General features: G+C 37.6%; 11 protein-coding genes. 10 read left to right on the top strand and 1 reads right to left on the bottom strand.

Going from position 1 to position 15,593, the window contains the following annotated elements; genetic code table 11:
- Positions 1–10 precede the first annotated feature (10 nt).
- The 9 genes from OZP07_RS14665 (at position 11) to OZP07_RS14625 (ending at position 13,693) form a co-directional block, all read left to right on the top strand.
- Positions 11–1,249: an SGNH/GDSL hydrolase family protein gene (locus OZP07_RS14665; RefSeq protein WP_281635676.1), complete on the top strand. Its 1,239-nt coding sequence runs from the start codon at positions 11–13 to the stop codon at positions 1,247–1,249.
- Between the two features lie 97 nt (positions 1,250–1,346).
- The gene (locus tag OZP07_RS14660; protein ID WP_281635675.1) at positions 1,347–2,897 is read left to right on the top strand and encodes a carboxylesterase/lipase family protein; all 1,551 of its coding nucleotides are present in this window, start codon (positions 1,347–1,349) and stop codon (positions 2,895–2,897) included.
- A 57-nt stretch (positions 2,898–2,954) separates the two neighbouring features.
- On the top strand, positions 2,955–3,803 hold the full coding sequence (locus OZP07_RS14655; protein ID WP_281225578.1) for a sialate O-acetylesterase: 849 nt from the start codon (positions 2,955–2,957) through the stop codon (positions 3,801–3,803).
- A gap of 15 nt (positions 3,804–3,818) precedes the next feature.
- On the top strand, positions 3,819–5,141 hold the full coding sequence (locus tag OZP07_RS14650) for a family 8 glycosyl hydrolase (protein WP_281635674.1): 1,323 nt from the start codon (positions 3,819–3,821) through the stop codon (positions 5,139–5,141).
- 454 nt (positions 5,142–5,595) lie between these two features.
- Positions 5,596–6,720 (top strand): alpha/beta hydrolase, encoded by a 1,125-nt coding sequence (locus tag OZP07_RS14645; protein WP_281635673.1) that lies wholly within the window; start codon positions 5,596–5,598, stop codon positions 6,718–6,720.
- 33 nt (positions 6,721–6,753) lie between these two features.
- Positions 6,754–9,297 carry a glycoside hydrolase family 9 protein gene (locus OZP07_RS14640; protein ID WP_281635672.1) on the top strand — a complete coding sequence of 848 codons (2,544 nt, stop codon included), beginning with the start codon at positions 6,754–6,756 and terminating at the stop codon, positions 9,295–9,297.
- A 183-nt stretch (positions 9,298–9,480) separates the two neighbouring features.
- Positions 9,481–10,650 (top strand): alpha/beta hydrolase-fold protein, encoded by a 1,170-nt coding sequence (locus tag OZP07_RS14635; RefSeq protein WP_281635671.1) that lies wholly within the window; start codon positions 9,481–9,483, stop codon positions 10,648–10,650.
- 32 nt (positions 10,651–10,682) lie between these two features.
- Positions 10,683–12,608 (top strand): alpha/beta hydrolase-fold protein, encoded by a 1,926-nt coding sequence (locus tag OZP07_RS14630; RefSeq protein ID WP_281635670.1) that lies wholly within the window; start codon positions 10,683–10,685, stop codon positions 12,606–12,608.
- A gap of 281 nt (positions 12,609–12,889) precedes the next feature.
- Positions 12,890–13,693: an NYN domain-containing protein gene (locus OZP07_RS14625; RefSeq protein ID WP_194639476.1), complete on the top strand. Its 804-nt coding sequence runs from the start codon at positions 12,890–12,892 to the stop codon at positions 13,691–13,693.
- 121 nt (positions 13,694–13,814) lie between these two features.
- Here OZP07_RS14625 and OZP07_RS14620 read toward each other — a convergent pair whose 3' ends face one another.
- Positions 13,815–14,975: a histidine decarboxylase gene (locus tag OZP07_RS14620; RefSeq protein WP_281635669.1), complete on the bottom strand. Its 1,161-nt coding sequence runs from the start codon at positions 14,973–14,975 to the stop codon at positions 13,815–13,817.
- A 150-nt stretch (positions 14,976–15,125) separates the two neighbouring features.
- On the opposite strand from OZP07_RS14620, the gene OZP07_RS14615 reads away from it, so the two are divergent.
- The gene (locus OZP07_RS14615) at positions 15,126–15,578 is read left to right on the top strand and encodes an Lrp/AsnC family transcriptional regulator (protein WP_281635668.1); all 453 of its coding nucleotides are present in this window, start codon (positions 15,126–15,128) and stop codon (positions 15,576–15,578) included.
- Positions 15,579–15,593 lie beyond the last annotated feature (15 nt).

The following is a 15,593-nucleotide window of genomic DNA, read 5'->3' as shown; positions in this document are numbered from 1 at the left end:
TAGATTCAATATGAAAAAGCAACATATCAAATGGGTTTTGTTTTTTAGTCTCCTCATTATTTTGGAGGGATGTAAATCCAGTCAAACAGCCGTAAATGGAATTGAAAAATCCAATACTCAAAATTGGGTAGGAACTTGGGCTACGGCACAAATGCTTGTTGAACCCAATAATATGCCGCCTGCTCCAGGTTTGGCTGAAAATACATTGAGGCAGATTATCAGGGTTTCAATTGGAGGGAAAAAGCTGAGGTTACACTTTTCAAATATATATAGTGATCAGCCAACTGTTTTAAAATCGGTAAGTATTGCAAATGTTGCTGATGCTCCGGCTATTGATGCAGCTACGCAAAAGACACTCAGCTTCAAAGGAAATCCGGGAGTAACAATGAACCCTCAGGAAGAAGTGTTTTCAGATGCTTTTGATTTTGTGCTGCAGCCAGGCCAGCTTTTAGCGATAACTATTCATTATGGGACTGCTTCGCAAAAAACATCCGGGCATCCAGGTTCCCGAACAACCTCTTATATTTTGGAGGCAGATAATCTGAACAATGCTGCTTTTTCGGGTGCGGTGAAGACAGACCATTGGTATTCAATTATGGGAGTGGATGTTATTGCACCTAAAAAATCGGCAAATATTGTCTGCTTAGGGAATTCTATTACTGATGGACGAGGTTCAGGAACTAATAAACAGAACAGATGGACTGATATTTTTTCTGGACGTTTATTAGAAAATAAAGGAACAGAACATATTGGAGTTTTGAACTTAGGAATTGGAGGAAACTGTGTTGTCAGAGGCGGATTAGGTCCAACAGCATTGAATCGATTTGACAGAGATGTACTTTCTCAGGCTGGAACAAAATGGTTAGTAATTCTTGAAGGTATAAATGATATTGGAGGGATTAAAACTGCTGAAGAATCTCCAGTAAGAGCACAGGAATTGATTGCTGCCTATAAAGTGATGATCGACAAAGCACACGCTAAGGGAATCAAAGTGTATGGCTGTACTATTCTACCGTTTGAAAAATCATTTTATGATGCGCCTTATCGACAAGAAGCCAGAGATATTGTAAATGCATGGATTCGAGGAAATAATGGTTTTGATGCTGTAATTGATTTTGATGCAGCAATGGCTTCAGAGCCTGGCTCAAAAACTATTTTACCCAATATGCATGATAAGGATTTTTTGCATCCAAATGAATTGGGTTACAAAAGAATGGGCGAAGCCATAGATTTAGGTTTGTTTAAATAAAGTTATGAGTTAGCTTTTGTAAAAAACATCAATGAAAGACTTGAATTCTAGAATAGTTTTAAATGGAAAATAGTATAAAATCAAAAGAAAATTACTTATGAAAAATATATTTATAGCTGTAGTATTAACCTCTTTGACTTTTTCGAGTACAATTGCCCAATCGCTAACAACACAAGTTCAAGTGAAGCAAGGTCAGTTGCTTGGAACTGCTGAAGATGGATTACTGGTTTTCAAAGGAATTCCATTTGCAAAACCGCCGGTTGGAGATCTTAGATGGCGTGCTCCTCAGCCAGTAAAAAAGTGGGATGGTGTGCTGCAGGTAAATAAATTTGCGCCGGGTCCAATCCAGGGAGGAAATCCACCTTCTGGAAAGAGCGAGGATTGTCTTTACCTGAATGTATGGACACCAGCTAAATCTGCAAAAGAAAAAGTTCCGGTACTGGTTTGGATTTATGGAGGCGGATTTGGAGCAGGAGCAACTTCTGAAGCCTCCTACAATGGTAAAAATTTGGCCAAAAAAGGTGTTGTATTGGTAAGTATTGCCTACCGTGTGGGACAGTTAGGTTTTATGGCACACCCGGAACTGAGCGCTGAAAATCCAAAAAATGTTTCAGGAAATTACGGTTTACTGGATATGATTGCAGGTCTGCAGTGGGTAAAAGAGAACATTGCTGCTTTTGGAGGCGATCCAAATAAAGTAACCATTTTTGGAGAATCAGCAGGAGGTATTGCAGTAAGTATGTTATGTGCTTCGCCTTTAGCAAAAGGGCTTTTTAATGGTGCTATATCACAAAGCGGCGGTTCATTCGGTCCTTCAAGACTTACAACGTATCCAGGTGAAAACATGAAAACACTTAAGACAGCTGAAAAGGAAGGAGTGGATTATATGAAAAATGCCGGAGTGGCTTCAATTGAAAAATTACGGTCGATTGAGGCTGATAAACTCCCTGCAGGGCGAGGTTGGCCCATTACTGACGGGTGGGTAATTCCAGACGATCAATACAGATTATATGAAGCGGGCAGATATAATGATATTCCCGTTCTTATTGGTTACAATTCAGATGAAGGGGCAAGTTTTACACGAACCAAAGACCCAAAGGAATTTATCAGGAGTGTAGAAACGCGCTATGGTAAATTCGCAGAAAATCTTTTAAGAGCTTATCCTGTGGGCGATTCTTCAGTTCCTAAAACGGCTCGTGATTTATCCCGCGATGCTGCTTTTGGCTGGCAGACATGGTCTTGGGCGAGACTTCAGGCAAAAACGGGAAAGTCAAAAGTGTTTTTTTACTATTTTGATCAGCATCCAGATCATCCTAAAGATTCACAATACTATGGTTTTGGTTCTTACCATGGTCAGGAGGTAGCGTATGTTTTTGAGAATTTAGATAAATCAAACCCACAAACGAGCAAGTCAGATTTAGCAGTTTCAGATCTAATGGGAACTTATTGGACAAACTTTGCAAAATATGGTGACCCTAACGGCAAAGATATTCCTAACTGGCCGGCTTTTAACAATTCGGATCCCAAGTTAATGTATTTCAATAATAGTGCCTACACTGGTCCAGTTCCAAGTTTAAAATCACTAGAGGTTTTAGATTCCTATTTTTCGTGGAGGCGTACACCAGAAGGCGAAGCTTGGGCAAAATAAATTCTATTTCAAATTATACTAAATTATAAATGCAACTGCTTAAATGACCATTAAACTATGAAGAATAATATCAGCCTAATGATGTTTGTTATCTTATTATTTTCAGCAAACACTATGTTTTCACAAAATCCTAATTTCCATATCTATCTGAGTTTTGGCCAGTCTAATATGGAAGGGAATGCTAAAATTGAACCTCAGGATACCGTTGAGGTTGATGGGCGTTTTCAGGTTTTGGAAACGGTAAATTGTCCAGAACTTAAACGTGAAAAAGGAAAATGGTACACAGCTGTTCCTCCATTATGCCGTTGTAAAACTGGTTTGACGCTAACCGATTATTTTGGAAGGACAATGGTCGCAAATCTTCCTAAAAATGTAAAGGTGGGAATTATCAATGTCGCAGTTGGGGGCTGTAAAATAGAGCTTTTTGACAAAGATAAATATGAATCATACGTGACAACCGCTCCTGATTGGCTGAAAGGAATGGTCAAAGAGTATGATGGAAATCCTTATGCAAGATTGGTCGAAATGGCAAAAATCGCTCAGAAAGACGGTGTGATTAAAGGAATTTTAATGCATCAGGGCGAATCAAATACTGGCGATACGCTTTGGACAAAAAAGGTCAAAATTGTGTATGACAACTTGATGAAAGATCTTAAGCTGAATCCTAAAAATGTTCCGCTGCTTGCTGGAGAAACTGTTAATGCAGATCAAGGCGGGATTTGTGCGAGCATGAATACAATTATTGCCACTCTTCCAAAAACAATTCCTAATTCCTATGTGATTTCGTCTAAAGGATGTACAGTTGCTAAAGATAATTTGCATTTTGATGCTGCCGGCTATAGAGAATTAGGAAAAAGATATGCTGAGAAGATGCTTTCGCTAACAGAAAATAAAGCGTCAAAATAATATAGAATTTCAGTAATGATTTTTACAGCTAATCAGCCAGATATTTACCAAATGATAAAAGCAAATTTATTCAAAAACATACATAAAACAGGATTATTTCTACTGTCTGTTATTGTTTCTTCTAATATGCTTTTTGCCCAAGAAAAAAAGAAATCAAAAGGAGCATTTGAAAATATAAAATACAGAAATATTTTTTTAGAAGCAGGGTATAAAAAAGCAGCTATTAGAGAGAAACTTTCTAAGGCTTATTACGATGTTTTTGAAGGTCCCAATCGTGTTTATTTTACTGTTGGAGATACAATGGCCTACGTATCGGATGTGAAAAATAAGGATGCAAGAACTGAAGGAATGTCATACGGAATGATGGTGGCAGTGCAGCTGAATAAAAAAGATATTTTTGATAAAATATGGCGATTTTCTAAAGCCTATCTGCAGCATCAAAGCGGTCCTCGTGAGGGTTATTTTGCATGGAGTCTTAACCCTGTTACTATGAAGCAGAATTCTCCTGGATCTGCATCTGATGGGGAACTGTATTACATAACCAGTCTTTTGTTTGCTTCAAACAGATGGGGTAATAATACCGGCATTAATTATTACAAGGAAGCCAGACGAATACTGGATGCTATGTGGAAAAAAGACGGAACAGGCAATATTTATAATCTGATTAATACTGAGCATAAGCAAATAAGTTTTGTACCTGAAGGAAGAAATTATAAATGGACAGATCCGTCTTATCATTTACCCGCTTTTTATGAAATATGGGCTGAATATGCAAAAGATGGACATGAGCAATTTTATAGAGATTGCGCAGATACCTCTAGAGTGTTTTTTAAGAAAGCGACACATCCGGTAACGGGTCTGAATTCTGATTATACAGAATTTGATGGTAAGCCCCATGTAACTCCATGGATGCCAGCAGGATTTCGTTATGATTCCTGGCGTGTTCCAATGAATATTGCAATGGATTATGCTTGGTTTGGTAAAGACAAAAAATGGCAGAAAGAATATGCTGTGAAGTTTCAAAAGTTTTTAAGGTCTAAAGGGATGGATACGTATCAGGATCAGTTTAATCTTGACGGTTCAGCTCCAGAATTTATTCTGCAGGCGGGTACTGTGAAAAAATTGAGGCACTCGATTGGGTTAGTTGCCACAGCTGCTGCAACAGCAATGATAAATGATGAAAAGGGAAGTTTAGATTTTGTGCATGCAGTCTGGAACGCTAAGCTTGAACCGTATGAGGATGGCTATTTTGACCCTTATTATGATGGTCTAATGTATCTTTTTAGTCTGATGCATTTGAGCGGTAATTATCAGATAATTACTCCTCAGACTAAATAGATTAAGTATTATCTGCGATTAGATTGAGTAATTAAAAATTAGAATTCCCATAGTTTACAATTTATCGGAGTTATTATTTAGCTAATGAATTATCAGTAAAGCTTGTTGTTTTTATATAAGATAAATTAATAGAATTAGTTAAACCTTAAATTGTTTTTATAAATAATGGCAAAAGAGCACAAGTGTTTCTCTTTAGCCCCGATCGCAGTGGAAATCCTTGTGGGCTGGGGTTCAGCCCACAAGATTGCAGCGAAGAGCGGGACCAATCTTGCTTAAAATACCCAATGTTTCTGCTCCAAAAAATACTAATTGGGTTCAGGTTAAAAATTAATTGAGCATATAAAGTGGATGAAATATGCTTGCCATAATTCCTGTTTGAACGGAACAGGAGTATCAGAATAAGTTTTAAACATATTGCCAATATTATTTTATTAATCAAAAAACCAACAAAATTATGAAACAGTATTCTATTGTTTTGTTGCTGTCATTGACTTTAATTAGTTCGTTAATGACCGCACAGACAGCTTCGTCAAAAATTATTGAAGATTTTAAGCCTTCAGTATTAAATCAGCCAGGGAAAGAGTTTCCTCAGGTAAATTCTCAAGGTTATGCCCGTTTTCGTATTGAGGCACCAGCAGCAGACAGTATAATAGTAAGCCTTGGATTAGGAGGTAAAAAAGGAGGAACAAAACTTTCTAAAGGAGCAGATGGTGTTTGGACAGGTACTACAGCAGGTCCTATGGATGAAGGTTTTCATTATTATCACGTTAATGTGGATGGAGGAACATTTAACGATCCGGGGGCACTAAATTTTTATGGCTCAGTACGTTGGGAAAGCGGTATTGAAATTCCTGCTCATGATCAGGATTTTTATGCGTTAAAAGCAGCAGCTCACGGAAATGTACAGCAAATACTTTTTCCATCGAAAAGCACTAATACATCCCGCCGTGCCTTTGTTTATACACCTCCAGGATATGAAAAAGAGCAGTCCAAACGCTATCCTGTATTATACTTACAGCATGGCTGGGGCGAAGATGAAACGGCATGGAGCAATCAGGGTCATGCCAATTTGATTATGGACAATCTTATTGCTGAAGGAAAAATTAAGCCATTTATTATTGTGATGACTTATGGAATGACAAACGAAATTAAGTTTGGCGGATTAAAAAACTTCGATATTACTCCTTTCCAGACTGTGATGGTTGACGAATTAATCCCTTATGTCGATGCAAATTTCCGTACAGTTGCTAAGCAGTCTCACCGTGCCATGGCAGGTCTCTCGATGGGAGGGATGGAGACACGCATGATTACACTGAACAAAACAGACGTTTTTTCTCATTATGCACTTCTTAGCGGAGGGCTTTACAACCCGGAAGATATTAAAGATAAATCTAAAGTAAAATTGATCTTTTTGAGCTGTGGAAGTAAAGAAAATCCCGATGGTGTAAAAAAATCAGCAACAGCTCTTAAGAATGCTGGGTTTAATGCTGTTTCATATGTTTCTGAGGGTACCGCACATGAATTTCAAACCTGGCGCCGTAGTTTGAAAGAACTGGCTCCGTTATTATTTAAAGAGTAGTTAACGGGTTGTATAACTTATAAAAGATAAATCATGGACAAACTTAAGAAAGCGATAATGCTTCTTTGTTTATGCAGTATTTCCAACATTGCAATTGCCCAAAAATTAGTGCTGAATGAAAAGGAATATTTTGAAACTCAGGGCTTAAATGTTCTGGTTTTTAATAATGAATACAATGGGATGTTTTTTGATGAGAAAACGGCTGGGATAGAATTTATACATCATGGTGTCAGGACTGTGACCGGCGGTGCCGTTAGGCTTCATAATACACCGGAACAATGGGATTTAATTCCCAAAATGATCAGCCGAAAAGTTGACAAGTCAAACAGCACTATTGAAGTAGCACTGCGATATGAAGAATTTAATTTTGATTCGAAAGTAGTAGTAACTGCAAAAGACAAGGGGTTTACAATTTCTGTTTTTCTGGAAAAACCATTACCAAAACAATTAGAAGGAAAGGCAGGCTTTAACATGGAATTCATACCCACTTCTTACTTCGAAAGCAACTATCTAGTTGATGGAAGGGCAGGAACATTTCCAAGATATCCTGCCAGCAATACTGAAATTCGGTCTTCAGCTCAAAAGATTCCGCAGTTTGGCGGGCATAATACGTTTGACGATCGTGGAAAAAATGAATATATAGTGACGCTCCCATTAGATTCTGGCAAGAGTTTAACCTTTGCACCTGAAAACCCAGAGCGTACTGTAAAAATTCAGTCCGAGGATCAGGATGTGATGCTTTTTGACGGGAGAAATCTTGGGCAGAATGGATGGTTTGTTGCCCGCAGTATTTTTCCAGCAAATAAAACAGGCAAAGTGCTTACCTGGTATGTAGAACCAAATGCGATTCCAAACTGGATAAGAAAACCAGTAATTGGATTTTCTCAAGTAGGTTATATGCCAAACCAAAAGAAAGCTGCAGTTATTGAACTTGACAAAAATGATAAACCGCTGGCTGCGGCATCTATTTTTAAGCTTAATGAAAATGGAGAATTTGTTGAAAAATTAAAGGCAGATGTAAAGGTTTGGGGGAATTATTTAAGATATAATTATGCGCAGTTGGATTTTAGTTCAGTTAAAGAAAAAGGTCTTTATTATATCCAATATGGAGATCAAAAAACGAACACTTTCCAGATAGAGGATGATATTTATTCAAAAGTATGGCATCCTACTATGGACGTATGGTTTCCTGTTCAAATGGATCACATGGAAGTCAATGAGGCATATAGAATTTGGCATGGAAAGCCATTTTTAGATGATTGTCTCCAGGCACCGTTAAATCACGAACACTTTGACGGATATAAACAAGGGCCTGCTACAGAAACCAAGTATAAACCTTTGGAACGTATTCCGGGGATGGCAGTGGGAGGCTGGTTTGATGCTGGTGATTTTGATATACAGACTTTTTCACATGTTAGTGTAATCAATAGTTTTGTTGAATCTTGGGAAGCATTCAAAGTAAAGAGAGACGAAACTTATATAGATCAAAAAACGCAATATGTAGATATTCACCGTCCTGATGGTAAACCAGATTTGCTGCAGCAGATTGAGCATGGAGTTTTGAACCTAGTTGCACAAGTTGAAAATATTGGTCATCCTGTACGAGGTATAATTGTACCAAATCTGCATCAGTATCATCACTTGGGGGACGCGTCTACAGAAACTGATAATCTGCCGTATAATTCATCGCTTAAACCATATGAGTCCAATGGAGTTTCGAGCGGTACACTTGATGACCGATGGGCTTTTATAAATAGAACTTCATTTTTGGATTATAGGACAGCCGCAGCATTAGCCGCAGCAAGCAGAGCTTTGAAAGGGTATAATGATGAGCTTTCAGCTAAATGTTTGTCTAGTGCTATAAAGCTTTTCAATGAAGCAAATGAAATTGCAAAAAATGCTAAGCCTGATGACAGCCCAATGTCCAAATGGGGAAAAGGAAGTGATATGATTGCAATGATGCAGTTATATCTTAGCACAAAAGAGAATCAATACAAAACTGGTTTCTTGAGTAAAATCTGGAATCAATTGGATGAAAATTTGGAATTTAATATTAATTCGGCACTCTTGGCTGTGCCATACATGGATGACAGCTACAAAGCAAAAGTGCGTGATTATGCAATTAAATATAAGATTGCTATTGACAAAGAAACTTCGGATAATCCGTATGCTGTTCCTATAGTGAAAAGAGGCTGGGGAGGCAGTTCTCAGGTTATAAATTGGGCAAGTACTAATTATTATATCCATAAATTTTATCCGGACATTATTGATAAAGAATATGTTTATCAAGGATTGAATTATGTTTTTGGATGTCATCCGTATTCTAATCTGTCATTTGTGAATGCGGTAGGCAACAAATCCAAAAAAGTGGCCTATGGCGGTAATCGGGCTGACTTTACAACTATTGCGGGCGGAGTAGTTCCAGGTCTTATTTTTCTTAAACCCGACTTTTTAGAAAACAAAGATGACTGGCCTTTCTTTTGGGGTGAAAATGAGTGTATTATTGATGGCGGTGCCTGGTATGTTTTTTTAGCAAACGCTGCAAATGAATTGGCACAAAGCCAGCAAAAAAAATAATATTACTGTCCGCAAATAATACCATGTATTTTTTTGCCGCTGATTACACATATTCTCACAGATTTCAGTACTGTTTTTAAAAAAAATCTGTGTAAATCTTTTTAATCTGTGGCTGATTCGATCTGTTTGGGATTAGTTAAGAATAGTCATAAAAAATAATATTAAAACTTTAAAAAACTAAATATGAAAAGATTTTTAAGTGCAGTCATTTTAATTTCTGTTTTGCATTACCATACAAGCTGGAGTCAGGAAGCACAAGGCGTAACTCAGGATTTTAAGGCTTCATCAGTAAACCAGCCCGGAAAAGAATTTCCGCAGGTTAACTCTCAAGGGCGTGTACGTGCGAGTATTGCTGCTCCTAATGCAAATAAAGTGCAGCTGGATCTTGGAGGAGTGAAATATGATATGATAAAAAATGCTGCCGGAGTCTGGACAGGAGAATCTGCTCCGCAGGACGAAGGATTTCATTATTATCAGTTGAATATTGACGGAGCTTCTGTTCCAGATCCGGGAACATTATATTTTTATGGTGCAGGACGATCAGGCAGCGGAATTGAGATTCCAGCTTCGGATCAAGATTTTTATGCTCTGAAAGATGTTCCCCATGGTCTTGTTAGTGAAAATATTTATTTCTCAAAATTGACCAATTCGTTCAGACGCTGTTTTGTGTATACTCCAGCGGGTTACAATGAGAACACAAAAAACCGCTATCCGGTTCTTTATCTGCAGCATGGAAGTTTTGAGGATGAAACGGGCTGGTCAGTTCAGGGTAAAGCCAATTTGATTCTGGATAATTTAATTGCTTCCAATCAAGCGGTTCCTATGATTGTTGTTATGGATAATGGATATGCTTATAAAAAAGAAGAAGGAAATACAGCAAATATGCCTGCTCAGCCTGTGTCGGTTTTTGAAGAAGTGGTGATGACTGAGGTTATTCCAATGATTGATTCAAAGTTCCGAACTATTTCAGATCGCGGGCATAGGGCTATTGCGGGACTTTCGATGGGAGCCAATCAAACCATGAGAATTGCAATGAATAACTTGGATAAGTTTGCTTATTATGGCGGATTTAGCGGTACTTCAAATTATCCAAGTGCTGATGAAATTGATCCGGCAGTATTTTTAGGCGGAAAATTCAATGACGCAAAAGCAGTAAATAAACAGCTTAAAGTTTTATGGCTTGGACTTGGAACAAAGGAACCAAATCCTTTTCCCGGTTCAATAGGAGCTTTCAGGAAAATGCTTGATAAACAAGGTATTCGATATGTGTTTTATGAGTCTCAAGATACAGCTCATGAGTGGTTAACCTGGAGAAGATCTTTATATCAGTATGCCGGCTTATTGTTCAAGTAATAAGTATTCGATTAATTAAAAACATATTTAAAATGAAAAAAAATCTTTTGTCAATTCTTGCTTTAGTCATCATGACGAGCAGTTTATTGGCACAAAAAATTGAAAAAGAAGGGCCAAAAGGCTTTGATCAGGTTCGAACAGGAATTCCTAACGGGAAAGTGGAGAGTTTAGAATACAGCTCTAAAACTGTGGGAACAAACAGAAAAGTGACTGTATATACTCCTCCCGGTTTTAGCAAAAGTAAAAAATACCCAGTTTTGTATTTACTTCACGGTATAGGCGGTGACGAAAAAGAATGGTTAAACGGAGGCAGTCCGCAAGTGATATTAGACAATCTTTATTCCGAAGGCAAGATTGAGCCGATGATTGTTGTTATGCCAAACGGCCGTGCAATGAAAGAGGACAGCGCCGCTGGTAATATAATGGCTCCGGATAAAGTACAGGCTTTTGCCACTTTTGAGAAAGATTTACTAAATGATCTTATTCCTTTTATCGAAAAAAAATACCCAGCTCTCAAAGACAGAGAACACCGTGCAATTGCAGGTTTATCTATGGGCGGAGGGCAGTCTTTAAATTTTGGATTAGGAAATTTGGATAAATTTGCCTGGGTAGGAGGATTTTCATCTGCTCCAAATACTAAGATGCCGCAAGAGCTGGTTCCTAATCCTGAAGATGCAAAAAAGAAATTAAAGCTGCTTTGGATTTCCTGCGGAGATAATGACGGGCTTATTTATAATAGCAAGCGCACTCACGATTATTTGTTTAAAAATGATGTGCCTCATATTTATTATATTGAGCCGGGTGTTCATGATTTTAAGGTGTGGAAGAATGGATTATATATGTTTTCACAGTTTTTGTTTAAACCGGTAGATTCTTCAGCTTTTGCAAAATACACTATTTTGGGAACTCCGGCAGAAACGAATATCCGAAATGCCAAATATCCTCAGATACTGCCTGATAACCGAGTTATTTTTAAAGTGAAAGCACCTGAAGCGGTAAAGGTTCAAATTGATTTAGGAAAAAAGTATGACATGGTTAAAGACAGTGAGGGAATCTGGAACGTTACTACGGATGTTGTTAATAAAGGGTTTAATTATTACTCATTGCTTATTGACGGTGTAGCTGTTGCCGATCCGGCAAGTGAAACTTTTTATGGCATGGGCCGTATGGCCAGCGGCATTGAAATTCCAAACAAAGAAGGAGATTTTTATGCTTTAAATAATGTGCCGCATGGTGAAATCAGCATAAAAAAATATTTTTCAAAAGCCACTAATTCCTGGCGCGAAATGTATGTTTACACACCGCCAGGCTATGATAAAGCCACCGAAAAGTATCCGGTATTGTATCTGTTGCATGGAGGAGGCGAAGACCAGAGAGGTTGGGCAGCACAAGGTAAAGCTAATTTAATTTTAGATAATTTAATAGCTGAAAATAAAGCCAGACCAATGGTAATTGCAATGCTTGACGGTAATATGGGAAATACCGGAGGGATTGCAGGATTTAATGAAAATGCATTGAAAGCTTTTGAAAATGAATTAAAAAATGGAGCAATACCATTTGTAGAAAGCAATTTTAAAGTTGCGGCAGATGCTAAAAACAGAGCCTTAGCCGGTTTATCGATGGGAGGTTTACAGACGCTTTATGCCGGAGTAAAAAATTCGGATATGTTTTCCAGTATTGGTGTATTCAGCTCAGGATGGTGGGCAAATAGTCAGGAATTGTCAGGGCCTCAGTATGAGTTTATGAAAAATAATACAGCTGCTATTAATTCAAATCTTAAAGAATTCTGGATTTCAATGGGTGGCAAAGAAGATATTGCTTATGAAAATTGTAAAATAATGATGAGCAGGTTTGATGAGATGGGGATTAAATACAAATACAGTGAATATTCCGGAGGGCATAGCTGGCCAGTTTGGAGACATGATTTATTTATGTACACGCCGTTATTGTTTAAGTGAAATTTATTTATTTCAGAAGTGAGGTTTAATAAATAGTCTGAACCGCAGCAAAAATCAAAAGCCTGTAAATTTTATTAATATTTACAGGTTTTTTGTTTTATTCAAGACTGTATTTCTAGTCTTGCTGGCTTTCCATTTACATCAGGGTCTAAGGTGAAAATTTACAGCTTTTCTTTAATAAAAAATGTATATTTGAATCAGGTTAGCAGAGATGAAATAACTGTTTCAAAGACAGTTTAAAAATCCGATAATCAAACTATCCAATAACTTAAGATTAAGGTATGCCTCAAAACACCAAAGAATTAAAACTCGCCGTACTTATTGATGCCGACAATGTTCCTTACAGCAACGTAAAAGGAATGATGGAAGAGATTGCTAATTTTGGAACACCAACCACTAAACGTATTTATGCCGACTGGACCAAACCAAATGCCAACGGCTGGAAATCAGTTTTGCTAGAACACGCCATCACGCCTATACAGCAGTACAGCTATACGACTGGGAAGAATTCCTCCGATTCTGCTTTGATTATTGACGCTATGGATTTATTGTATTCGGGCAAATTGGATGGTTTTTGCATTGTATCAAGCGACAGCGATTTTACACGCCTTGCCATTCGCTTGCGGGAATCGGGCATGAAAGTAATTGGCATTGGAGAAAAGAAAACACCAAGTGCCTTTATTGCGGCTTGTGACCGGTTTGTTTTTATTGAAGTACTGGACGGTGCTATCAAAAAGACCAGAAAAACTACCAATGCCCAAAGCAAAGCACCAAAACCCACTGCTACAGTTCCTGCAGAATCTAAAAAGGCTGCAGAAAAAGAAATCTCCGTCAAAATTGACAATAAAACCATAGAACTTATCGAAGATTCGCTTGATGCTATCGGTGACGAAGACGGCTGGGCATTTCTAGGCGATGTGGGCAATCTCATTGTAAAAAAGAAACCAGAATTTGATCCTAGAAATTATGGTTTTTCAAAACTGACACCAATGCTCAAATCAATGACAGATATCCTTGAAATTGATGAAAGAGAATCAGACAAAAAAGGCATCAAACACGTTTTTGTGAGATTGCGTTATACGTAGTTATTTCAGAATAAAAATATATTTACACCTCTATAAATTTTTAAACAGGCTCTAAATGTTATTACTCTTGCAAAATACTTACTATCATCGTAATTCGTAATTTTTAATTCGTAATTACTGCTTAGAAACCAAATTCTACTAATTCCTCAGGATTTTCAATACAGTTTTCTATATCAGTGATAAAAAGGTCAATTTGTTCTTTGGTTACATTAGGCATGCAGATAACATGCGAGATATCGCCTTCTGTAGCCAATTGCCATTTGGATTTAACTTCTTCTGCTATTTTTGGAAAAACAACGGTTATTGAATTTGGATTCCTCCAGGCTTCGATTCCAATGCTTTTTAATCTTTGCTCACAATATTCGGCTGTTTCGAGGCTGTGCAGATAGCGTTTTTTTAGACCTTCAACTCCCATTTTTTTTAAAGTGTACCATAAAAACAAAGGACAATGGCCGTTTCTTGAACCTGTAATGGTTGTATCCAGAGATCCGATGTATGAAATTCCTTTTGAGATGCGGTCTCGGTTGGAACGCTTTGTGATAATTACGCCTGTTGGAATAGGGGAACCAATAAATTTATGTCCGCTGATGGAAATGCTGTCGGCTCCATCGGTAAAATCGAAAGATAATCTTGGTTCCATAAAAGCGCCGTAACTGCCCGATAAAGCAGCATCACAGTGAATATAGCTGTCTTGTATGGCCAGTCCTTTTAGTATATTCCTGATTTTTGAAACGTCGTCCTTGGCTTCTTTCATCGTTGTTCCAAAAGTGGTAAGTACGATGGCCGGCTTATGGCGGTTCATTTTTACGGTATTTTCAAAATCGATATAATCAATTTCGCCGTTTTCTTGTGAGCGGATGACGATGCTCGGAATGTTGAGCAGATGAATGTTTTTGCGGACACTGTAATGCGTAGATTCGGAATAGTAAACCATCGCTTTTGGATACAATTCACGGGCGAGATACAATCCATACAAGTTGCTTTCGGAACCGCCGTTGGTTACGTAGCCCCAATAATCTTTTGGGTTGGCGCGGAATAATTTGGCAAAAAATCCAACGACTTCTCTTTCGAGTTCGTGGGTCTGCACTTTGTAGGTGCAGTCTTCAAAGGGATCGCCAAGATTATTGATAGGATATTTTAAAAAATGACTGATTTCTGAATAATCAAAATCTTTGGAAACCGGATAGCCCAAGAAATTATCACGGGCATTTTCGATATATTGTGTTAGTTCGAACAAACGCTGATTGTCCTGCTCGGAAAGTGATTCTGAAATGGCTGCCATGATATTTTTTTCTGTAAATGTAGTTTTAAAGACTTAATATTCTGTATTTGTTCTGTAATTCAAAATATAATTCTAATTTTGAATAGTAATTCAGTTTTTTAATATTGAACTCAATCTTTCTTTTTTCTGAAACCATATAATTATTCTGTGATGGATGCGATAGACAAAAAAATATTGATGCTTTTGCAGCAGGATGCCAAGCAAAATACAAAAGAAATAGCTGAGAAAGTTGGATTATCTGTTTCTCCAACTTTTGAAAGAATCAAAAAACTGGAACAGAAACAGTATATCAAGAATTATGTGGCTTTGCTGGATGCTGATAAAATTGGGAAATCAATCAGTGTATACTGTCAGGTGACTCTGGCGGTGCATTCGAGAGAACTGATAGATGATTTTAAACAGCATGTACTTGTCCTTCCTGAAGTTTCGGGATGCTTTCATGTATCGGGAAATTATGACTTTTTGCTGAAAGTTGCTGTTAATGACATGAATGAATACCAAAAGTTTGTGATTGATAAACTATCAGTAATCAAAGGGATTTCGAATGTGCAGAGTTCTTTTGTCATGGAGGAAATTAAAAATGACTTTGCTTATAATCTTTAAAAAAAAACCGACTTG

The sequence above is a fragment of the Flavobacterium marginilacus genome, from assembly GCF_026870155.1.
Lineage (GTDB): Bacteria > Bacteroidota > Bacteroidia > Flavobacteriales > Flavobacteriaceae > Flavobacterium > Flavobacterium marginilacus.
The sequence above is the reverse complement of the archived record's forward strand: the minus strand, read 5'-3'. Positions and strand labels throughout refer to the sequence as shown.

Bases quoted from the DNA above. Each gene is read 5' to 3' on its own strand.
- OZP07_RS14665 (WP_281635676.1), top strand. From the start codon at position 11: ATGAAAAAGCAACATATCAAATGGGTTTTGTTTTTTAGTCTCCTCATT.
- OZP07_RS14635 (WP_281635671.1), top strand. From the start codon at position 9,481: ATGAAAAGATTTTTAAGTGCAGTCATTTTAATTTCTGTTTTGCATTAC.
- OZP07_RS14660 (WP_281635675.1), top strand. From the start codon at position 1,347: ATGAAAAATATATTTATAGCTGTAGTATTAACCTCTTTGACTTTTTCG.
- OZP07_RS14625 (WP_194639476.1), top strand. From the start codon at position 12,890: ATGCCTCAAAACACCAAAGAATTAAAACTCGCCGTACTTATTGATGCC.
- OZP07_RS14630 (WP_281635670.1), top strand. From the start codon at position 10,683: ATGAAAAAAAATCTTTTGTCAATTCTTGCTTTAGTCATCATGACGAGC.
- OZP07_RS14620 (WP_281635669.1), bottom strand. From the start codon at position 14,975: ATGGCAGCCATTTCAGAATCACTTTCCGAGCAGGACAATCAGCGTTTG.
- OZP07_RS14655 (WP_281225578.1), top strand. From the start codon at position 2,955: ATGAAGAATAATATCAGCCTAATGATGTTTGTTATCTTATTATTTTCA.
- OZP07_RS14615 (WP_281635668.1), top strand. From the start codon at position 15,126: ATGGATGCGATAGACAAAAAAATATTGATGCTTTTGCAGCAGGATGCC.
- OZP07_RS14650 (WP_281635674.1), top strand. From the start codon at position 3,819: ATGATTTTTACAGCTAATCAGCCAGATATTTACCAAATGATAAAAGCA.
- OZP07_RS14645 (WP_281635673.1), top strand. From the start codon at position 5,596: ATGAAACAGTATTCTATTGTTTTGTTGCTGTCATTGACTTTAATTAGT.
- OZP07_RS14640 (WP_281635672.1), top strand. From the start codon at position 6,754: ATGGACAAACTTAAGAAAGCGATAATGCTTCTTTGTTTATGCAGTATT.